The organism is Clostridium sp. BJN0013 (assembly GCF_040939125.1).
Lineage (GTDB): Bacteria > Bacillota > Clostridia > Clostridiales > Clostridiaceae > Clostridium_B.
Genome location: NZ_CP162495.1, coordinates 1,541,846 through 1,565,559, shown reverse-complemented (window position 1 = coordinate 1,565,559; position 23,714 = coordinate 1,541,846). Strand labels below are relative to the sequence as shown.

Genomic DNA, 23,714 nt, shown 5'->3' with positions numbered 1-23,714 from the left:
TATAGCCAATAAAATACACAAGCATGAATATATCAGAAGTCTAAAACCATTAATTGCATAAATATCAGCTATTTTTAAATTTTAGAATTAATCATGGTTCTATTTCTTGCACCCTTTTTTTCTATTTAGCCATTACAAATCAGGAAAATCACCTTTAATCTTCTAATTATCTTTTTTGAAATTCCCCCTACTCCTCAATTCATTTTTATCAGTGAGTTTCGCAATTGCCTATTAAATTATATAAGTTCCTTCTCTTCCTCTGTTAATATTTTAGAAAGATTTAAAAATATTATTATTTTATCATTTATTTTAATAAGTCCCTTAATATATCTTTTAGATATTCCAGCTACTATATCCGGAGGAGCTTCAATATTGTCCACATTTACATCCCTTACCTCAGATACTACATCAACTATTATGCCTATTTTATTCCCATCTTGTTTTGTAATTATAATCTTAGACTCGTCCCTCTTCTCTTCCCCACTAAATCCAAATTTTTTGGTAAGGGATATTACAGGAAGTATATTTCCCTCATAATTTATAACTCCATCTACAAAATCAGGAGAATCCGGTAATTTTGTAGTTTCTTCATATCCTAAAATTCTCTCTATTTCCATAATATCCGTAGCATAATATTCCTCATTTATACTAAATATTAATACTTTTATTTCTTCCTGGCTCATTTAAATATCCTCCTTAAATAATATTTAAAACTAGCATTTAATTCAATTTATTACACAATTATAGCATAATTTGATGTATTTATAATAGGCTTTTAGAGAAGAAATTTGTCTACAACAATATTGCCTTTATCAGAATAAGCATGCAAATTTTTACTTGGAGTATCTAACATCACTTTCTTCTTTCCCACTTTAATTACAGTATTGTGATATGCTACATCAGCCCATATGTGCCCTTCATCTTCTACATGAAGTATTGTAGATACCCCTGCCATACTACCTACAATTTTACATTTAATTTCTTTTTTTGCTTTTAAAGTTCCACCCCTTGCCACACTTCTTTCCTGTAAAAACTCAATGGACTCATTTGCAGTAATTTCAGATATATACTCCCCTTTTCCAGTAATTATCACACTGCCTGAACTTTCTATGTGGGAATCCTGACAATAGGCTATAGTTAAATTTACAGGAAGGGCCAGACAATTACTTAAATGTTCAATTTCAGCTTCAATTTTCTCTTTTAGACAACTTAACTCTGAGTAGTTTGTTATACTTATTGGTCCCATACCCATAAACCTTGTCCTTATAATTTTCACTATTTCCTTTCCTAAATTTTGTTCACATTCATCAGGATCTATATTTAAATCTGCAATTATGTTTATTCCAAGTTTTAAAAGGCCCTTAAATTTATTTTCCAATAATATTTTTATTATCTCCCCATCTTTTTTATTCTTGCCAAGTAAATCATACGTTTTTATTTCTGTTATAGCTTCAATCATCTCTCCTAAGTTTATATTAAATTCTACAAGGTGATCTATGGATTTAATTTTATTTACACAATCTCCCCCTCCATATATGTCTGATCCTACAATACTGCCATTGATTAAAATATCTCCCCTGGCTTTAATCTTAGCCCTTTCCACTTCTTTATATATAATAAGGTTGCCTCCACATTCAATTTCCATCCCTTCTCTTACGTTACCTTGTACTATTATATCTCCTGTAAACTTTATATTCCCCGTACTTAAATCCACATCTTTACTAATTTCATGAACCTGATGTATATAAAAAGTACCATTTTTTATAAAAGGCTTTCCTTCTATGACTGCTTCAACTTTATCTTCATCTTTAAGCATGCATCCCTGTCCTGCAGCAAGTTTCTTATGTTTAGCTTTTCTAAATTTTAAAGTTTTCCCCTTTACATCAAATCCATTTTCTCCTTCAAATCCTCTATGCCTTTCAGCAATAATATCACCTTTTTTTACAGTACTTATAATGCCTATACTCTTGAAATCTACATTTCCTTCCATATCTTCTTTCAAGTCCACAGAATCTTGAAAATTGATATCTATAACATCATCTTGTCCATCCACAGCTTTTTTCCCTTTTGCTATTAATACTCTTTTTCCGCTTTCTAAAACATCCTTAAAATTTTCTTCCATTATGCCATAAACAATTTTATTATTAGCAAGTTCATTTTTTATGTCATTTGCAGTATATTTAGGTGGTTCTACGGTTTCCACTACATAAGTATCCAAATTCAATCTATTACTTTCTCTGGTATCTTTCAGTGCATAAACATTTCTAGATGTGTAAGCAATTCCTGCATAGGCCTCCATGGCATCTTCTGAAATATCTATTTTCAGTTCCCTTTTGGGCTCATTTTCTTCCAAAATCACTTCTATATTACTGCTGCTTAAAACTTCACATTCCCTTTTTATTTCATCTCCATCCACAAAAATGGACATATGATCTCCTTTTACTATTACAGCTGGTTTCTCCTCTTTTAAAGGGTCCTTTACGATTATTCTGCCCTCTACAACTTTTACAGTACCTTGATTTTTATTTACTTCATGTCCCTCTTGTTCTTTAGAAATTCCTTCTCCCATGTCATCATAAGTCACTTCTATTGTTACTTTTCTTCTAAAAAAAGATTTTTTATTTTCAAGTACTTTATACCCAAACTTATCTTCCGGTATATTTAGTTCATATCTTGCAAGCTGCAGACAATTTTCCAGTGAGGTTCCCTGAAATACTTTTTTCATATTTTTCCTCCTCGTATAATATAGTTGTACCAATCAATAGAGATTAGATCATCTCTACTAACGGATATTTATAAATATAAATTAATTATTGTTCGTACATCTCAAGTTCCGTTCTGGAAATTGCAATATCCTTTAGTAAGTCTAAAAATAATAAGAGTGTATCTTCCACAAGGGTAACTTGATTAATAGTTAAATCATTGTATAATATCTTCTGAATAGAGGTTAGATGTATTCCTCCTGGGAGGACTCCTTCGGAGTTCCTATACCCGTGAAAAAGCGTATCATTCCATCAGTGAGATTAGATGTTTAGCTGGTTGAGTTTCTTCCCTTGCGGAAGAATTACTCGTGTCACAAACGAGGTTGTTAGCTCACTGTTAGGTATGGATACTCTGTTCTATCTTCAAAAATATATGAAAAGGAGATATTTACAATGTCAAAATTTTTTAATTTACCTGTAGTAGGTATCGATGTTTCTGCTGATTATTCTATGGTTGCAATACTAGCCCCTGATGGAGCAGTTTATAGAAAGGCTTTCAAGATAATGCACACTTCTGATGGTTTCTCTTATCTTCTCAAAGAAATGAGAAAAGTGGAAAAAGAGTTCTCCATGAAACCATCACTTTTCATGGAATCAACTGGTGTTTACCATTTAACTCTTTTCCACTTCCTAAAGAATAACGAATTAGAAACTTTCGTTATAAATCCTCTTATTACTAATAGTAACAAAAATTTAGGAATAAGAAAAGTGAAAAATGATAAAATGGATGCCTTAACTATTGCAAACATAGCAAAATTTCAAAATATAAAAATGTCTGATTATTTAGATATCCCAATATTTGCTGTAAGATCACTTTGTCGTGATTACTACAGCCTTATAGATAACCGTTCCCAGTTCAAGAAAAAGTTATCTTCTGATCTTAGAACGTTTTTTCCTGGATATCATAATGTTTTTTCTGACGTAGCTGGTGTTACTTCATTAGCAGTTTTAAGTAAATTTTCATCCCCTAAAGCAATTGTTGATGCACCAAAAGATGATTTAATTGCTTTACTAAAGGAAAATTCTTGTAAATCAATTGACTGGTGTACAAACACATATAACAAACTTTTAAACGCTGCACTAAGTGCTGTACAAATAGGAATAACCAATAATTCCTTTAAAGTAACTATAGGCATAAATATAAAGCTTTTAAACATCATTAATGAACAAATTGAAACTCTAGTAAATGAAATAGAATCAGCAGTTAAAAATGACTCAACACCTGCTTCATTTAAGAACAACATAGCATTGCTTCTTTCTTTCAAAGGTATAGGCTTTATTACAGCTGTAACCATAATGAGTGAAATAGGCGATCCTACAAGGTTCAAGCATCCAAAAGAAATGGTTGCTTTCTTTGGAATTGACCCTTCAGTTAGTCAATCCGGGAAATTTAATAGTGACCAAAATAAAATGTCCAAGCGTGGTACACGCTTTGGTAGAAGAGCACTTTATGCTGCTGCTCTTGCATCAATAAGAAAATCCAAAACTGGTAAACCAATTAACAGTGTTCTTTACCAGTATCGCAATAAAAACTTAAATGGTAAGAAGAAGAAAGTTGCTCTTTGTGCAATTATGCACAAACTTGTAAAGTACATATTTGCAGTTCTTAGAGATCAAAAGCCTTATGAAATTCGTGAACCAAAACTGCACAACCAAATGTATGTTACTAATTTTTCAAGATCAGTTTCTTAACCACTTAGACAAATTAATTATGGTCCAAATTGGATAAATTATTTCCAATTTAGTTTTAGTAAAAATTTGCCATAGTTCGTATTTTTTTATGGTTTGTTTGCCATGCTCTTTTTTGCTCTTAAATTTAGTAAATAAATTTTTTAAATTAACTATTGACTTTTACTAGCTGGTCTTTAGTTAAGAATATATAAAGCTTTTTATATCACTTTCCATTTCATGGTTATATGCTTCCATTATACTTATAAGTACCTTATTTTCAGAAGAATGAAATTTTATATTTTCTACCTTTTTTATAGGTAATACCTTAGGAGAAGTACCTGATATAAAAAGAGCATCAAATTTTTCTATTTGTTTATAATTTATTTTTTTCTCCATAACTTCAAAACCTATATCACTGCAAATTTTGATTATAATATTTCTTGTAACTCCAGGGAGTACATCTCCCACCGGGGCAGTTATTACTTTTTCCCCTTTTATCATGAATATATTGGATTTGCTTCCCTCTGTGATATTTCCGCTGTTATCTACAAGTATTGCTTCAAACACATTATTTTCTTTAATTTTTTCATTGACTTTTTCCCTGAATGCAGTATTTATTACTTTAGCATTGGGATCTTCTCTTTCCCCATGAAAAAAGATAGTATCTACCCCTGTTTTATAATATTTTTGAGGTGGATAAAAATGTTTTGAAAAATATGCCACAAATACATTTTCACGAGAAAAATTAAAAATAATTTTTATATTTCCAATATAAACCTTATTCACTTCCACCAACTTTTTTATTCTGCTTTTAATCTCATCTCCTGTAAGCCAGATCTTTAAACCAGTTATTTTACAAGAATTTTCCATACGTTTTAAATGAGGCTCTAAAAATAAAGGTTTGCCATCTATTATCCTTATAACTTCATATATGGATTTTCCTTTATTTAATATATTGTCTTCAAATTCTTCCTTCTTTTTTATTTCATCCTTATATAAAAAAAATTCACTTAAACATTCTTTCACTACGATCCCCTCTTTAAATTAAATTTAACTAAATATTAACATTATTCAAATTTATTTTATCATTATCTAAAGAAATTTTCCTTCATTATCCTGATAAACTGTTTATATTTTACCTAGCACTATATAAAATATCAAGTGATTCTTAAATTCACATATAATTTTGCCCTATAGTTTCCTATTTATTTTATCGATATTATTTATTTAAAATACACTGCAGGTAAAAAATATAAGTTATATTTTAAAATATTTTTAAATTATGATATCATATCATAGATAAGGAGTGATTTGTTTGGAAAAACTGGCTATATTTGATGTGGATTTTACTCTAACCAAAAGAGAAACTCTAATGGAATTTTACCTATTTATGGTAAAGAAAAGGCCAAAACTTATAATATATGCACCTTTTAGTATTTTTTCTTCTATTTTATACTTAATAAAACTATTTCCTGCGGCGAAGGCCAAGGAAAATTTCATTGCATTTATAAATGGAATAAGTGAAAATGATATGAAATTGTTAGTAAAAGAATTCTATGAAAAAAGATTAAGTAAAATAATCTATGAAGATGCACTTAATACTATAAAAAAACTGAAAAAAAGAGGATATAAAATATACCTTATATCTGCCTCTGCAGAGTTCTATTTAAATGAACTATATGAAATAAAAGAAGTAGATAAAGTAATAGGCACCAGATTTACTGTATTGGATGGAAAACACAGCAAAAAAATTTTAGGTGAAAACTGTAAAGGGGAAGAAAAAGTAAAAAGACTTATGGAATCTTTAAAAGAAGATAATATAGAGGTTGACTTTAAAAACTCCTATATGTTTTCAGATTCACTATCCGACTTACCTCTTTTTAACATGGTGGGCAATCCCTATCTTATAAATTATAAGAGAAATCACCCTCATATCAAAATACTAAAATGGAAATAAATAAAGACTGCAAACAATAAAATTGTCTGCGGTCTTTGATTTTTTAGATTAATCCTCTGATTTTTCTATTAACTCTGCATAGTAGGCAGATGCCTCTTCAAATTCTTCATCTTCTGGTATAACAAGTTCTTCTCCAGTATCTCCCATTTCTATTTTAAATAAATATACAGAATTATTTTCAGGATTTTGAACTAAAACATACTGATTATCTTTATATTCAAATTCATCAATTATTTCACAAGAAACTAAATTTCCATTTTCATCTTCCAGGTCCACTATGAGATTTTCATATTCTCCACAATCGCAGCCACAATCACAATCATGCTCTTGGCCATGTACATGATCCTCACAACCACAATTTTCTTCTTCTTTAGAACCGCAGTTATTTAAATTTTCACTATCCATAAAGTATACCTGATTTACTTTTTGACACATTTATGTTAAAAACTAGAATAACTTTTGCCGCATAGTCCATCAGGAATCTTCACCTCCTTTTACTATTATGTTCTAATTTTAACCTTAATTGCACTATAATAAAAGTATTTTTAAAAAAAATATTTTTTTAGTTAAAAATTAAGAGAAAAGATACCAGGTCTTACCTGGTATCTTTTATTTATTATATTTCATTTGACAGTTTTTCATAGCCTGCAATTCTGTCAAAGGCATCTTTTTTAGTCTTTTCAAATAATTGTTCTGCCGTTTCTGGGAATTGTTTAGCAAGGGAAGAATATCTAACCTCACCCATTAGGAATTCCCTAAAGTCTGCAGTTGGTTTTTTAGAATCCAAACTAAAGGATTTTTTACCCTGTTCTTTCAATTCTGGATTATATCTGTATAATGCCCAATATCCACATTCTACAGCCTTTTTAGCTTCGCTCTGGCTTTTGCCCATTCCACCTTTTAATCCGTGGTTTATACATGGAGCATAAGCTATTATAAGTGATGGTCCCTTGTAAGCTTCTGCTTCCTGAATAGCTTTTAATGTCTGATTCTTATCTGCTCCCATGGCAATTTGTGCTACATAAACATAGCCATAAGTCATAGCCATCATTCCAAGGTCTTTCTTTTTAGTCTTCTTACCACTGGCAGCAAATTTAGCCACTGCAGCTGTAGGAGTTGCTTTCGAAGATTGTCCACCTGTATTTGAATAAACTTCTGTATCAACTACAAGTACATTTACATCTTCCCCAGATGCCAAAACGTGATCCAATCCGCCATAACCTATATCATAAGCCCATCCGTCTCCGCCGAACATCCAGTGAGATCTCTTAATTAGGAAATCCTTATTTTCATAAATTTCATTTAATATATCATTTTTATTCTTTTCATTTTCAAGCAATTCTATTATTTTATCTACTCTTTCCCGGGTACCTTTTCCATTATCCATATTTTCAAGCCAGTCTTCAAAAGCAGCCTTAAGTTCTGCACTTAAATTACCTTTTAATGCCTCTTTCATATTTGATGCAATTTTATCCCTTACCTGTTTAACTGCAAGGAACATCCCAAGTCCATATTCAGCATTGTCTTCAAATAAGGAATTAGCCCAAGATGGTCCATGCCCTCTGTGATTTGTTGTATAAGGAGTAGCTGGAGCTGATGCACCCCAAATTGATGAACATCCTGTAGCGTTGGCTACCATCATTGTGTCACCAAATAATTGAGTTACAAGCTTGATATATGGAGTTTCTCCACATCCTGCACAAGCCCCTGAGAACTCAAGAAGAGGTTTTTCAAACTGGCTTCCCTTTACACTGAATTTATTAATAGGGTTTTCCTTGTAGGATACAGACATTGCATAATCCCATGCATCTGTTTTATTTAACTGTGTATCTATAGGTTTCATAACAAGAGCTTTTTCCTTTGCAGGACATATATCTGCACAGTTTCCACATCCTGTACAATCAAGAGGTGAAACAGCTATGGTAAAATGCAATCCTTTTGCTCCTGAAGCAGCCTTGGATTCAAAACCTGCTGGTGCTTTAGCTAATTCCTCTGCATTTGTAAGAACAGGTCTTATAGCTGCATGAGGACATACAAAAGAGCATTGATTACATTGTATACATTTATCTGACTGCCATTCTGGAACATTTATAGCTATTCCTCTCTTTTCATAAGCTGCTGTACCCTGTGGGAATGTACCATCTTCCATTCCAACAAAAGTACTTACAGGAAGCTTATCTCCATCCTGTCTATTCATTGGATAAACTATCTTTGATATGAATTCCGGTACTTCAAGTGTAGCTGCAGCTTGACCTTCTTTGGCATCTTTCCATGAAGCTGGAATATTAACCTTAACCAGGGCATTAACTCCCTTGTCTATAGCTGCATTATTCATATCTACAACTTTTTGTCCTTTTTTACTGTAGGAACTTTCAACAGCATCTTTCAAGTATTTTACAGCATCCTCTACAGGTATTATATTTGCAAGTTTAAAGAAGGCTGCCTGACATATCATGTTTATTCTTCCGCCAAGACCAATTTCTTCAGCTATTTTAATTGCATCCAATATATAGAATTCGATATCATTGTCTGCCATATATTTTTTCATGGAAGCTGGTAATTCACTTTCCAGTTCTTTTTCCGTCCAGGTAGTATTAAGCAGGAATTTACCTCCTTTTTTAAGTCCTTCCAGCACATTATATTTATGAACATAGGATTTATTATGAACTGCAATAAAATCAGCTTTATCTATAAGATATGGTGATTTTATTTGAGATTTACCAAATCTTAAATGTGAAACTGTTATACCTCCGGATTTTTTAGAGTCATAGGCAAAGTATCCTTGAGCATACATGTCTGTATGGTCTCCTATGATTTTTATAGCACTTTTGTTTGCTCCAACAGTACCGTCGGATCCAAGTCCCCAGAATTTACAAGCTGTAGTTCCCTCTGGCGTTGTGTTTATATCTTCTGTCACCCCTAAAGATGTATTTGTAACATCATCAACTATGCTTATTGTAAATCTATCTTTTGGACTGTCTAATTTTAAGTTTTCAAATACTGAAAGAACATGTGATGGAAGCGTATCTTTCGATCCAAGACCATATCTTCCTCCAACTATTACTGGCTGTCCTTCTTTTCCATAGAATGCATTTTTAACATCTAAATATAGAGGTTCTCCAGTTGAACCCGGCTCTTTTGTTCTATCAAGTACTGCAATCTTTTTAACGGTCTTTGGCATTTGGTTAAGAAAATATTTTATTGAAAATGGTCTATATAAATGAACTGTAACCAGTCCAACTTTTTCTCCTTTTGCCACTAAATAATCTATTACTTCTTCTATGGTTTCACAAACAGATCCCATTGCCACTATAACTCTCTCTGCATCTTTTGCTCCATAGTAGTTAAATGTATGGTATTCTCTTCCAGTAAGTTTAGTTACTTCTTTCATATAGTCTTCAACTATTTCAGGAAGTGCCTCATAGTATTTATTGGAAACTTCTCTTCCCTGGAAGTATATATCAGGATTTTGAGCTGTACCACGAGTTACTGGATGATCAGGATTTAAAGCTCTTCTTCTAAAATCATTCACAGCTTTGTAGTCAACTAATTTTGCCAAATCCTCATATTCCAATACTTCAATCTTTTGAATTTCATGTGAAGTTCTGAACCCATCAAAAAAGTTTACAAATGGAACTCTTCCCTTTATTGCAGATAAGTGTGCTACTGCGGCAAGATCCATAACTTGTTGTACTGAACTTTCAGCAAGTAGTGCAAATCCAGTCTGTCTTGTAGCCATAACATCCTGATGATCTCCAAATATGTTAAGAGAGCTTGCAGCTATGGCTCTTGCAGACACCTGAAATACACCCGGCAATAACTCTCCGGCAATTTTATACATGTTAGGTACCATAAGCAACAGTCCTTGAGATGCAGTGTAGGTAGTAGTAAGTGCTCCTCCCTGCAGAGATCCGTGTACAGCTCCTGCAGCTCCCGCTTCTGATTGCATTTCCATAACTTTTACCTGTTGTCCAAAAATATTCTTTTTTCCTTGGGCAACCCATTCATCAACATGTTCTGCCATAGGGGATGATGGAGTTATTGGATAAATAGCCGCTACATCAGTGAATGCATAGGATATATAAGCTGCTGCGGTATTTCCATCCATAGTTTTCATTTTACTCATAAAAATTCCTCTCCTTTTCAATATTTGATATACAATATGAATTTTTTATAAATTAATATTGCAGTATAAAACAACTGCATTTTTATAAACTAAATCAAAACAATATTTAAGTAACAAATATCTGTATAAAAATAAGTTTTATTTTTTTAATAATATATCATTTTTTTTTATATTTTATCAACCTATTATAAAATAATATATCATATATGATGTATATTACTTTATAATATAACATTTATTGTGATATGTACATACTATTTATTTTATTTATACTAAATATTTTTAATTAACTGTATTTTTCTATTAAATTTATAATTTTATTTGTTGCATCTTGGGCAGCACTTGCCTTCATTTTGTTTATATAAGTATGTTTTGACATATCTAATTTTTTTAATTTGTCCAAAAGCAGCTCCGTGGTCATATCCTCCTCCTGCAGTACCATACTGTAACCACTTTTTTCAAAAGATGCGGCATTTAAGATCTGGTCTCCTCTGCTGGATTTTCTAGACAGTGGTATAAGTAAATTAGGTTTTTTGAGGGCTAGAAGTTCAAATATGACATTTGCCCCGGCTCTTGATATTACTATATCTGCTGCATTCATTATATGTGGCATTTCTTCACTTACATATTCAAATTGTACATAGCCAGTCCTTTTTGTAAGTTTTTTTTCTAGATTTCCCTTTCCGCATATATGAATTATATTATAAATTTTTAACAATTCATTTAAACAATTTCTCACTGTATTATTTATAAATTTTGACCCTAAGCTTCCCCCTATTATGAGCAGCACCGGTTTGTCATTTTCAAAGCCACACATTCTTCTCCCTATTATTCTGCTTCCATCTAAAAGTTCCTGTCTTATGGGTGTACCTGTAAGTACAGCATTATCACCTTTTATGGATTTTAGAGATTCAGGAAAAGTAACACAGACCTTGGTGCAATAAGGTGAAGACAGTTTATTTGCAAGTCCTGGAGTTATATCAGATTCGTGTGCAATAACAGGAATGCCATTTATATATGCAGCAAAAACTACCGGTACTGAGACAAAACCTCCCTTTGAAAACACAATATTGGGTTTTTCCTTTCTCATTATGAATATAGCTTGAAATATTCCTTTAATTACCCTAAAGGGATCTGTAAAATTTTTTACATCAAAATATCTCCTAAGCTTTCCACTGGAAATTACATGATATTTTATTTTTTCACTTTCTATTATTTCTCTTTCAATACCACTTTCTGTGCCTATATATTGTATTTCATAGCCTAATTCTTTTAACTTTGGAAGCAGTGACAGATTTGGTGTAACATGACCTGCAGATCCACCTCCAGTTAATATTATTTTTTTCAAAACACGATTCCCCCTTAATACAATGCACAACGCACGATTCACAATGCACAGTTCACAATTTATGGTTTGCAGTGCTTGACCCTGTTTTTAAACAGTTAGGATGTGCAATAATCTTCCAGTTTATACTTTTAAAATTTAAGGGAAATCTTACAACTTGCAAGTTTAATTTGACAATTTTCGTACATACAGAAAATTCTGTGATTTTTCCTTGGAAATCTAATGCATAATAATCTTAATAAAATTCCATTATAAAAAATTTTAAAGTTATTATTTTAAAGTGTCAAGTGTTACTGTACACTTTTAATTGTCTCATGTCAACTGCATATTAGGTAATTTTATGTTAAATCAAAAACTTATTTAAGTCTACCTTTTTTTTATTTATTTTTTGAAGTCAGTCTAAAATCTTTTATCACAAGTTGAAGATTTTTAACACCATTAAATTCATTAATGCTGGGTAAAAATATAAAATCCATTTTTAAATTGGTAAAATCATTATTAAAAATTTTACTTGCATGTTCACTACCGTAAACTTCAAGTATTAATTTTTTAAATTTTTCTCCCCCATCAAAAGCTATTGCATCAATCTTCTTTAAACTACTTTTTAATCTGCAAAATAATTTTAATACACTTTTATCCTTTCCTATAAAATAAACTTTAAATACATCTACATTTTTTTCTCCAAATAAAGGTGTGGAATTACCTTTTCCAAAAGGTTCCAATCTTTTTATATCTTTCAGCATATCAAAAGATATATTTTCAAGAGGAAGTTTTTTATCTATCCTGATTTTAGGTATTAAATCCTCCTCCGTGAGATTACAATTTTTATTTAAATCCTTTCTCAATGTATCTATATTTTTTTCCACTATGGATAATCCCGCTGCCAAAGGATGTCCCCCAAACTTTTCCATCAGTTCTTTGCATTTTACAAGTTCTTCAAACATATTATACCCTTCAATAGATCTACCTGAACCTTTTGATATATTTTTCCCAGAAGTTATTACTATAGAAGGTACATTATATCTGTCTTTAAGTCTTCCTGCCACTATTCCTGCTATACTTTCGTGAGTTTCTTTTTCATATACTACAAGTACCTTATCTCTTTTCAAATTTGAATTTTCCACTTTAGTTATTATGTTATTTAAACTTTTAACTGTCATATCCTGTCTCTGTGTATTTAACTCATGAAGCTTTTTTGCAAGTTTACGAGCCCTTTCTGCATCTTTACACAGCAAAAGTTCCAGGGCCAAAGCTGCACTTTTAAGTCTCCCTGTGGCATTTATACAAGGCCCTATAATAAAACCTACGTGGTAGGAAGTAATATTTCTACCCTTTAGGGAGGTTTCCTCTATAAGTGCTTTTAGCCCCAAATTCTGGGTATTATTTATCATATCAAGACCCTTTTTAACTATGATCCTGTTTTCATCTATTAAATCTACCACATCACATATAGTTCCTATGGCAACATATTGAATGAATTCATAACACTTCTCTTTATCTAAATTAAATTTTTTATAAAGTACCTGAATAAATTTAAAAGCCACCCCTGCACCACATAGATGTTTAAAAGGGTATGTGCAGTCCTCCTGTTTAGGGTCTATAACTGCATCTGCTTCAGGTATTAAATATTTTTTTTCCCCATTTTGCAAGTCTTCAAAAAATATATGATGGTGATCTGTAATCACCACAGTAATGCCAAGTTCTTTAGCTCTTTTAACCTGATTCAGTGCAGAAATACCATTGTCACAGGTTATTATAACTTCAAATCCTTCTTCTTTTAATTTTTCTATACTTTTTATATTTATTCCATAACCTTCTTCTATTCTATCTGGTATGTGATATTTGACTTTTGCCCCACATTTTAAAAGTCCACAGTATAATATATAAGTACTCATTACTCCATCCACATCATAATCACCATATATGGCTATGTTTTTATTATCTATTATGGCTTTATATATTATATCCGTACCTTTTTCCATATCTTTCATAAGCATGGGATTTTTTAAATTTTCTATGGAGGGGTTTAGAAAATCTTTTATTTCTTTTTCTTCTACAATCCCTCTATTTGCAAGAATAGTTGCCATAACTTCACTTATTCCTGCTTTTTTTGAAATACACTTCACATCTTTATTACACCTTTTAAGCATCCATTTTCTCTTCAAATATTCCACCACCCCTTCCAGTTGCAAAAAATACTTTTATAACACTATCCCCTCAAAATCTGTATGGAAGGCTCATTCATAAACTTATTGGCAATCTCATTTATATGCTCAGGTTTAATTTTACATGCTTCTTCTCTTTCGTCCAGAAAATAATTCTCATTCATAAGTTCTTTTATAACACTTTCCTTGCAGAACTCAATAGATTTTTCTCTTTTAATTTCATCTTTTAGTTTTATGCTTTTAATTTTATGTTTTATTTCCTGGTTTTCAAAATACAAAGTAGAATACTTAACCTTATGTACCACATTGTTTACTGTAGATATGACTTTATCTATATTTTCCACAGAGGTTCCTATTTTTATAGAAAAAAGCTTTATTCCCCTTTCATTTTTTATACTGCTTCCCACTTCATAGGCAAGACCCTGACAAGTTCTTATCTCATTGAAAAGCAAACTTCCCCCTCCCTGACCAAAAATAGTATTAAATACAGAAAGGACCCTAGTTTCTCTGAAATTCAAATGATGAATATCAAATATATATTGTATTTTTACCCCTTTTATACCCGGCACATTCTCTACAAATATACCTTTTTTATTTTTTTCATATAGTACGTTTGAATTTTTATCAAATTCCATAAAACTTTTCTCATGACTTTTTTTCCAATGTCCAAAATAATTCTCTAAAAGATCACATATATAATTAAACTCCAGAGAAGAACAAATACATATAACACAGTTTTCAGGCACATAAAATTTATGATAAAATCTCTTTATTTCATCTAAAGTTATATTTTTAATACTGTGTTCACTTCCTATTATAGTTTCTCTTATGCGCCTTAACTTAAATGAATTTTTAAAAAGCAAATCTTCACAGTACTGGTAGGCATTATCCTTCCATTCTTTTAATTCCTGAAATATTATATTCATTTCTTCTTTAAAACCCGTCTTTGGAAAAGAAGCATTTAAAATCATATCGCTGTATAATTCAATTCCTTTATGCAGATCTTCTGAAAAGCAAGTTCCATAATAAATGGTATAGGGGTAATTTGTCATGGCATTTTCAAATCCAAATATCCTGTCAAGCTGGATATTTATATCATCCTCACTTCTCTTTTTAGTACCCTTTGATATAACATGCTCCAGTGCATGGGCAGTACCTTTCGAAAAATATTCCCCTTCTTCTAAAGCTCCTGCACCAAATCCTATACAAACAGAAGATACTTTCCCAGGCCTATGCTCATATATTAACTTTAGTCCATTATCAAATACATACTTCTCCACTGTTTCACCTGCCTTAAAAGTTAAGAGTTATGAGTTAAAAGTCAAGAGTTATGGTTGATTTTCTTTCATTAAAACTTCAGAAAATCTTAAAATATACATTTAAATTTTTTTAACAAAGTTAAAAAAAATTTATCCTTTACTCCTAACTATTCATTCTTAACTAAATCTAAAAGCAAATCTTTCTTTAAATTTTCTACAATATTTTTATCAACAAGGTTTTCTAAAATTTTAAAAGTAAAATATACGGCTGTAGCAGGCCCTCTGCTTGTTATTAAATTTCCTTCTTGAACTACAATTTCTTCACTGTAATTATAAGCTTGAAGTTCCTCTTCAAATCCAGGATAAGAAGTTACTTTTCTGTTATAAATTATTCCCGCCTTTTTTAAAACTATAGGTGCTGCACATATTGCAGCTATTATTTTATTTTCTCTATCAAACTTTCTTACAATCTCTATGACTTTTTCATTGTCCCTTAAATTTACTGCTCCTGGCATACCTCCCGGGAGTATAACTGCATGGTATTCATCTTCATTTATATTTTTCAATAAACTATCTACTTTCACTATTATACCATGTGCCCCTTTTACATCTTCTTTAGAATTTATAGAACAAATTTTACATTCTATATTTCCTCTTCTTAGAACATCTACACAAGTTAAAGCTTCTATTTCCTCAAAACCTTCAGCAAGTAAAATTATAACTTTTTTCATTATAAGAACACCTCTTTTTATAGTTATTAGTTAAGAGTTATGGTTAATTTTTTTAACAAAGTTAAAAAAATCTCTCTTTTACTCTTAACTATTCATTCTTAACTCTTAATTAAAAATAATTTTATACCGGTTTAACCTCCAAAATTCTATCCTCCATAACTACAAGCATAATATTTGAACCTTTACCTCCCCTATTCTGCAGGGCAATATCTTTTGATTTTATTTGTTTTTTATTTCCTTTTACAGAAGTTAAATTTAACTTGTAATTTATTTTTTCTTCCATAATTACAGAGTATATTACACTATCTTCTTCCTTTAAATTTATAGCTGTTACTCCAGAGGCTGATTTTCCCATAGAATTTATGGAATCCCCCTGAAATTTTATAGCCATGCCTTTTTCAGTTATCAAAAGTATTTCATTTTTTTCTTCACCATACTCTACATTTACAAGAAAATCTTCATTGTTTTTGAATTTATGTATCATACTCCATCCATTTATATCTTTAAACTCATTAAGTTCTGTCTTTTTTATCATACCATATTTAGTAAAAAAATAAATATATCCATGATTAAAATTTTCCACAGAAATCATTTTTAATATATTTGAAGCACTTATTCCCATTAATTTTTCAATGTTTATTCTATTATTTTCAATTTCTCCAAACATAAAAGAAGGCATGGAAAAAACTTTTCCACAAGCTGTAAATATCAATATAGTGCTTGAGGAATTTGTAAATACACCTTTAAAAGCTCTGCTGCTATTTGAAGTTTTAATTATCCCTGATTTATTTACATTTATATGAAATGTTTTGCACTCAGGCTTTTCTGAAAAATCCATTTTTATTACCTTATCCTCTTTAACCAAAGAAAAAAGTTCTGTGGTAACTATACTTCTATCTTCTAAATCGAGCTCTGGTACTTTTACAGTAAATTTAAGTCCAACTTTTGTTTCTGCCCTAATAAAGTCTATAGTCTTACTTCTATCTACAAGTTTTACATCTATAAGTTCTTCTCCCCTTTTTAGCCTCAATGCCATAAGTTTTGTATACTTTGTAACAAATGCATTCATTTCAGTTCTCTTTATACCTGCCATGTTAGTGAAAAATATTAAATCCTGTGGTAAATTAAAATCCTCTATACCATAAACTGCCACAATATTTTCTTCTGAAAGATCAATACCTTTTATTATATTCTCCAGTTTTTCTCCTTTTTCTCTCCACTTAAATTCTGGAATATCAATTCCCTTTATTTTATACATATTTCCTTTGTCAGTAAAAAACATAATTGTATCTTTTGTACTGGAATTTATAATATATTTATTAAAATCTCCCTCTCTATATTCTATATCCTTAACTTCCCGGCTAGAACGATTGTAACTTTTCAAAGAAATTCTCTTTATAAATGCTTCCTTGGACATGGTAATAACTATATCCTCATCTACTAAAATTTCTTCCACATCTATTTTTGCCTCTTCTTCCTCTTCAATAATAAGAGTTTTTCTTTCATCTCCATATTTTTCTGCAATTTCTTTCAGTTCCTTTTTTATAACTTTTAAAATTTCCTTTTCACTATCCAATATTTTTGTAAGTTTTTTTATAGTTTTTAAAAGTTCCCTATGTTCCTTTTCAAAAGATACTATTTCAAGTCCTGTAAGTCTATAAAGCATAAGTTCCAAAATAGCCTCTGACTGTTCCCTGGTAAATTTGAACTTTTCCATAAGATTTGAATTAGCATCTTTTTTTGATTTTGAACTTCTGATAGTCTTTATAATTTCATCCATAAGTCCAATGGCTTTTATAAATCCTTCTACAATATGAAATCTGGCTTTTGCCCCTTCTAATTCCTTTTCAGTTCTTCTTTTTATAATTTGTTTCTGATATTCTATATAGTATTTCAACATAGACTTTAATCCCAAGGTAACAGGCTTTCCATCCGCCAGAGCCACCATATTAAAAAATATATTGCACTGCAGATCCGTTTTTTTCAACAAGTATTTTAAAACTTTTTCAGCTAAATTTTTATCTGTAGATTTCTTTAATTCTATTACCGCTCTTATACCATTTCTATCAGACTCATCTCTTATATCGGATATAGGTTCCAGGGCTTTCATGTGCCTTTTATCTGCTGTCATCTCTGAAATAGTCTGAAGTAACCTGGCCTTACTTCTCCTGTAGGGAAATTCTGTTATAACTATTCCAAGTCTGCCATTATCCAATTTTTCTATGGAAGTTTTAGCCCTCAAAGTAGCCCTACCCTCTCCTGTGGTATAGGCGGAAACCAGGGATTTTCTCCCTATAATTATTCCCCCCGTGGGTAAATCAGGTCCTTTAATGTACTCCATAAGCTCTTCCGTACTTATATCCTCACAGTCAATATAAGCACAGGCAGCTTCTATTACTTCTTTTAAATTATGAGGTGGAATATTAGTTGCAAGTCCCACTGCTATCCCGAAAGCTCCATTTACAAGTAAATTAGGATACCTGGCAGGAAGTACTTCCGGTTCTTTTTCAGAACCTGAATAATTATCTACCATATTTACTACATCTTTTTCTATATCTCTCACCATTTCCATGGCAATAGGTGTGAGCCTTGCTTCTGTATAACGCATGGCTGCAGCACTATCTCCATCCTGACTTCCCCAATTGCCGTGGCCGTCTATAATAGGCATTTTGGTTGTAAAATTCTGAGCCAGTATTACCATGGCATCATAAACAGAGGTATCTCCATGTGGATGATATTTTCCAAGTATATCTCCCACTATCCTTGCAGATTTATAATAGGGTCTGTCTGGAAATGCCTTTAACATATATGCTCCATATATTATTCTTCTATGTACAGGTTTTAATCCATCTCTTACATCGGGAAGTGCCCTGTCTTTTGCCACTTCCACAGCATAGGGAATATAGTTATCCGGCATTGCTTCCTCTATTGGAATTTTTATTATATTATTATCTTTTGGAATTGATGTATTTTTTGCCAAGAAAATCCTCCTCTTTTCAATTCACAATTTACAGTTCATGATTCACAATTATAGAAGTTTCTCAGCATATGCTGAAAAACTAATTAAATCGACTTTGCCTTGGGCAAAATTTCACCAATTGTGAACTGTGCATTGTGAATTTTGAATTGTGCTTTGTGAATTGTCTAAAATTCTGCATATTTGTACATATATTTTTTTCTAGGTGCTACCACGTCTCCCATAAGTAAAGATACCATCTTTTCTGCCTTTACCACATCATCTACGGTTATCTGCTGAAGTGTCCTGCTTTCGGGATTTAAAGTAGTATCCCACAGCTGATCCGAATTCATTTCCCCCAAACCTTTGTATCTCTGTATCAAAGCTTTAGAACCGATTTCCTTTTTTGCCTGCAGGAGCTGATCATCACTGTAGGCATACTTGACTACCTCTTTGCCTTTTGCCTGTTTATACACCTTATAAAGGGGAGGTAATGCTATATAAAGGTGTCCATTTAAAATAAGTTCTCTCATGTATCTATATATATAAGTCATCCAAAGAGCTCTTATATGGTATCCATCCACATCCGCATCACTTAATATTATAATTTTGTCATATTTAAGATCCTTTTCATTATAATTTTTCAGTATTCCCGTACCTATGGCAGTATTAAATATTTTTAGCTCTTCACTGCCTAGAACATTTTCCAGCTTTTGTTTTTCTGTATTCATTATTTTTCCCTTGGAGGGCATTATGGTCTGAAATCTTCTATCCCTTGCCTGCTTTGCAGATCCTCCCGCAGAATCTCCTTCCACCACTATAAATTCACATTTTAAAGGATCCTTTAAAGTACATACTGCAATTTTACCCGCAAGAGGTGCCGCCCCTCTACCTACCTTCTTCTTTTCTGCATCATTTATCTTTTTTATTTTTTCTCTCCTTGCGGCAGCATGAAGGGCATTATTTATTATAATAGCTGCAGTATTTTTATTATCTTCTATCCACTCTGAAAGCTTGATATAAGAAAGATCATTCATTATAGTATACGCCTCGCTATTTCCAAGCTTTGTTTTAGTCTGACCTTCAAATACAGGATTATTTATACTTACCTTAACTATGGCTGTCATTCCCTCTCTTAAGTCTTCTCCTTCAAATTCTCTATCTTTTTCCTTTGATAAATTTAATTTTTTAGCCCACTCTTTAAAGGCTCTGGTCATACCTGTTTTAAACCCACTCTCATGAGTCCCCGATTCTGTAGTAGGAATATTATTTACATAGCTTGCTATGTGATATGTAGTAGAATCCGTAAACTGAATACACACTTCCCCTTTCATTTTTATACCTTCAACACTTCTCTCTCCTTGAAATAATATAGGATCTTTGTGAAGAGGGGTTTTACTTTCATTTAAATATTCTATAAAATCCAAAAGTCCTCTCTCTGAGTGATATTCTTTTTCAACTTTATTTTTTTCTTCCCAATGTATAAATTTTAAGGTTATACCTTTATTCTGAAAAGCCAGTTCTTTCAATCTTTCCTCTATTACATCCAATTTAAAATCTATTGTAGAAAATACTTTATTATCCGGCATAAATGTAACCCTAGTTCCTGTCTCATTCGTATTTCCTATTATTTTAAGATCTGTTACAGGCGTCCCAGGCATATTTTTTTTAAGTGTTTTATCATAGGTATATTCAAATCTTTGTTTATATATATGTCCATTTTGTTTAACTTCCACTTCCATCCAGCTGGAAAGGGCATTTACTACTGCTCCTCCAACTCCATGGAGTCCTCCAGAAGTCTTATATATATCATTATTAAATTTACCTCCTGTGTGAAGGGATGTAAATACCATTTCAACTCCATTTTTTTTGGTTACAGGATGAATTCCTGTAGGTATCCCCCTGCCATTATCTATTACAGATACACTTCCATCCTCATTTAGTGTTACACATACCTTATCTCCAAATCCATTGGAAACTTCATCTATGGAATTGTCTAGTATTTCCCATATGCAATGGTGAAGACCTTTGCTGCCGGTAGATCCTATATACATACCTGGCCTAACACGTACTGGTTCAAGTTTTTCTAATGAAGTTAATGAATTAACATCATAAACACTGCTTATTTTATCTCCCACAAAATTCCTCCTTCAAATACCTGTGCTGTTCTAAGAAAAAATACCCTCTACCAATTAAAAGAAGGCATACAACTTTAAAATTATTATATAAATAATATTTGGAACATGCAAATTTATTTTAAGAAACCTGAACAAATTATTAGATTTCCCCCCCTAATTTCTACAATTTATGCTGAAGATGACGTATAATGTTTGCTAATGCAGTTCAACAAACATTATATGTCAGATAAGATGTAACTCTTTTTACCACTCCAACTTATTCCTCGTCATCTATAGCGGGCAGTATAATGGAAAAAGTTGTTCCTTCTCCCAACTTGCTTTGTACTTCTATTTTTCCTTTATGTTCTTTTATTATTTTGTAAGATACATTTAAACCTAAACCCGTACCATTTTTCTTTGTAGTGAAAAATGGCTTACCTATTTTCTCTAAATTCTCCTGGGATATACCTTCTCCGTTATCAGTTATTCTAATGAACATCTCATTTGTGGATTTATTGAAACCGGTTTCAATTATCAGATTTGCGTTACTTTTACCAGTCATTGCATCTGCAGCATTTTTACAAATATTCAATATTACCTGTTTTAATTCTGATTCATCACACATAACATAACGTTCTTCCTTGCATAACTGAAAATCAACATCAATACCTTTTACAAGAGAGGATGACTTAACCATGCTTTTTATAGACCGAAATATATCAATCATAGAAACTTCTGTCATCTCAGTTTTTCTTGGCTTTGACAGAAACAAAAATTCACTAACGATTCTGTTCACTTCATCAACTTCTTCATTGATTTTTAGTGCATGCTTCTTAACATCTTCTTTTTTTGTCAATGAGCCTATTAATTGACTTCTTCCTTTAATTGTCGTAAGAAAGTTTCGAGTTTCGTGTACAATTGCCGCACCCATTTGTCCAAGCAATGCAAGTTTTTCCTGCCGCATTAGCTTCTGCTGTTCTTTCTTTAATGGAGTTATATCTGTACTTACATTTATACTTCCAATTAGCTCTCCATCAACATTTCTAATAGCAGTGCAATAAAGCAACATATACTTTTTGATACCTTTTAAAGAAACTAAAGATACCTCATAAAGTGGCCTTTTTATATAATCTTTTGAAAACGAGCTAGAATTTTCTTTAAACTGAAACTGTATTGATTCTTTAAATTTATTTATATCCATGCCCAGAATATATTTTCTATCTGTTTCCAAAACTTCTTCCAGTGCTCTATTGCAAAGAATAACCTTTTCATTTTTATCTACCATCAATATACACTTGTCTACAGCTTCAAGTATAGTTTCAGTTTGTATATGTAGATTTTCAAGTTCCTGTTCCTTTTTTGTGTCACTAAAAAATATTAAAACACCATTTCTAACCCTTTCGGAATTTACTGAAAGCTTAATGTTGTCACCTTTTAAATTTCTATAAGTTCTCACTATGCTTTTTGTATCTTTTCCACAATGAATCATCTTATGAGAAAACTGCCTTTCATCTCCTTCAATCCTTGGAAACTTTTTTAAAAGTTCTTCTTCTGTAATTCCATATAGTTCATCCCTTCCACAGCCAAATAATTCTTCAAACTTTTTATTAACATATCTTACTTTTCCACTAAGATCATGTTCCTTTACCGCTATTGGAAGCGCATCTAGTAGATCGCTTAAAGTTTCACTGGTGTATTTTAGCTTTTTGCTTGTTTCCTCTAAATTTTTATTTCCAGCTTCCAATTGTTCATAGGGATAAACTATTGTACTAATAAAAATGCCTTTAAAAAGAAAGCAGTAAGAGGTAATTTTTAAGATATGACCAATAGTCCATGAAATCGAATTTACCGAAGTATATAAGGTAAAACAAAATTCTGAGGAAATACTCATAAGTAATGATATAAAAATATATTTATATGTTATTACTCCCCTACAGTCTATTTTATCTTTTATTTTATATAGGCTTATTATATATAAACAAATAATTCCATACTCCAACATTATCTTTATAGGTGTAACTCCATGGGAAGTTAATAATACAGGCAAATAAGCCCCATAAATAATCACAAAATAAGATATACTTAAGGTTATACCTAAAACAACAAGTAAGCTTGTCCATTTATTTAATTTCAGTGAACCCAACTGCACTGACAATAATAAGACTATAGCTTCAGTGAGTCTGCCTAATATCCAAAATTTTGTAGAAAGATCGAAATATGAACTGGAGGTTAAGTTTAGCTTTAGGAAATAAAAGGTATGTAAAATGTCAATAATACCAATTGCCAGATAACCAAAACCCAATATACTACAGTTTACAGAATTGCGGTTGTATAGGAACCATACAGAGAAGAATATTGCCAGAGCTATGAATACACAGATTAACTCTAAGATTGTATGATATATATCTAGATACTTAACCCAGGTATTATGCATAAATACTGCAACAAAAAAAGACAGAACTAAAGTCCCAAGGTATCGCAATATTAAGGATTTTATAGAATTTGTTGATTTAGGAATGGTAATATCAGCTATCATCAATTTTGCTCCCCCCTTAATTTAAAAAAATGTATATATTGTTTATGATATCATAAATATACAATTAACGGAATAGTTGATGGAGAAAA

14 protein-coding genes are annotated in these 23,714 nt (G+C 31.4%); 2 read left to right on the top strand and 12 right to left on the bottom strand.

What is annotated here, in order from left to right:
* Positions 1-236: 236 nt before the first annotated feature.
* Positions 237-683 carry a chemotaxis protein CheW gene (locus AB3K27_RS07915; protein ID WP_368490674.1) on the bottom strand — a complete coding sequence of 149 codons (447 nt, stop codon included), beginning with the start codon at positions 681-683 and terminating at the stop codon, positions 237-239.
* A 92-nt stretch (positions 684-775) separates the two neighbouring features.
* A complete protein-coding gene (locus tag AB3K27_RS07910) occupies positions 776-2,725 on the bottom strand; it encodes a flagellar assembly protein A (RefSeq protein WP_368490673.1) in 1,950 nt (649 codons plus the stop codon).
* A gap of 430 nt (positions 2,726-3,155) precedes the next feature.
* Between AB3K27_RS07910 and AB3K27_RS07905 the strand changes: the two genes are divergently transcribed.
* A complete protein-coding gene (locus AB3K27_RS07905; protein WP_368487541.1) occupies positions 3,156-4,454 on the top strand; it encodes an IS110 family transposase in 1,299 nt (432 codons plus the stop codon).
* 177 nt (positions 4,455-4,631) lie between these two features.
* On the opposite strand, the gene AB3K27_RS07900 is transcribed toward AB3K27_RS07905, so the two are convergent.
* Positions 4,632-5,459 (bottom strand): aminotransferase class IV, encoded by an 828-nt coding sequence (locus AB3K27_RS07900; protein WP_368490672.1) that lies wholly within the window; start codon positions 5,457-5,459, stop codon positions 4,632-4,634.
* A 289-nt stretch (positions 5,460-5,748) separates the two neighbouring features.
* Here AB3K27_RS07900 and AB3K27_RS07895 point away from each other — a divergent pair, with 289 nt between their 5' ends.
* Entirely contained in the window at positions 5,749-6,390 is a 642-nt protein-coding gene (locus AB3K27_RS07895; protein ID WP_368490671.1) for an HAD-IB family hydrolase, read from the top strand.
* 48 nt (positions 6,391-6,438) lie between these two features.
* Here the strand turns inward: AB3K27_RS07895 and AB3K27_RS07890 are convergent, their stop codons facing one another.
* The 9 genes from AB3K27_RS07890 to AB3K27_RS07850 form a co-directional block, all read right to left on the bottom strand.
* Complete coding sequence (locus tag AB3K27_RS07890) at positions 6,439-6,795, bottom strand: DUF1292 domain-containing protein (protein WP_368491200.1); 357 nt, start codon at positions 6,793-6,795, stop codon at positions 6,439-6,441.
* Positions 6,796-7,006: 211 nt separating this feature from the next.
* A complete protein-coding gene (nifJ, locus tag AB3K27_RS07885; RefSeq protein WP_368490670.1) occupies positions 7,007-10,516 on the bottom strand; it encodes a pyruvate:ferredoxin (flavodoxin) oxidoreductase in 3,510 nt (1,169 codons plus the stop codon).
* A 286-nt stretch (positions 10,517-10,802) separates the two neighbouring features.
* Positions 10,803-11,864: an undecaprenyldiphospho-muramoylpentapeptide beta-N-acetylglucosaminyltransferase gene (locus tag AB3K27_RS07880; protein WP_368490669.1), complete on the bottom strand. Its 1,062-nt coding sequence runs from the start codon at positions 11,862-11,864 to the stop codon at positions 10,803-10,805.
* 374 nt (positions 11,865-12,238) lie between these two features.
* A complete protein-coding gene (recJ, locus tag AB3K27_RS07875) occupies positions 12,239-14,026 on the bottom strand; it encodes a single-stranded-DNA-specific exonuclease RecJ (protein WP_368490668.1) in 1,788 nt (595 codons plus the stop codon).
* Positions 14,027-14,070: 44 nt separating this feature from the next.
* The gene (locus AB3K27_RS07870; protein WP_368490667.1) at positions 14,071-15,306 is read right to left on the bottom strand and encodes a M16 family metallopeptidase; all 1,236 of its coding nucleotides are present in this window, start codon (positions 15,304-15,306) and stop codon (positions 14,071-14,073) included.
* 146 nt (positions 15,307-15,452) lie between these two features.
* Complete coding sequence (locus AB3K27_RS07865) at positions 15,453-16,016, bottom strand: DJ-1 family glyoxalase III (protein ID WP_368490666.1); 564 nt, start codon at positions 16,014-16,016, stop codon at positions 15,453-15,455.
* A 121-nt stretch (positions 16,017-16,137) separates the two neighbouring features.
* The gene (locus AB3K27_RS07860; protein WP_368490665.1) at positions 16,138-18,996 is read right to left on the bottom strand and encodes a DNA topoisomerase IV subunit A; all 2,859 of its coding nucleotides are present in this window, start codon (positions 18,994-18,996) and stop codon (positions 16,138-16,140) included.
* A 164-nt stretch (positions 18,997-19,160) separates the two neighbouring features.
* Positions 19,161-21,110: a type IIA DNA topoisomerase subunit B gene (locus AB3K27_RS07855; protein WP_368490664.1), complete on the bottom strand. Its 1,950-nt coding sequence runs from the start codon at positions 21,108-21,110 to the stop codon at positions 19,161-19,163.
* A gap of 256 nt (positions 21,111-21,366) precedes the next feature.
* The gene (locus AB3K27_RS07850) at positions 21,367-23,625 is read right to left on the bottom strand and encodes an MASE3 domain-containing protein (protein ID WP_368491199.1); all 2,259 of its coding nucleotides are present in this window, start codon (positions 23,623-23,625) and stop codon (positions 21,367-21,369) included.
* Between the last annotated feature and the right edge of the window lie 89 nt (positions 23,626-23,714).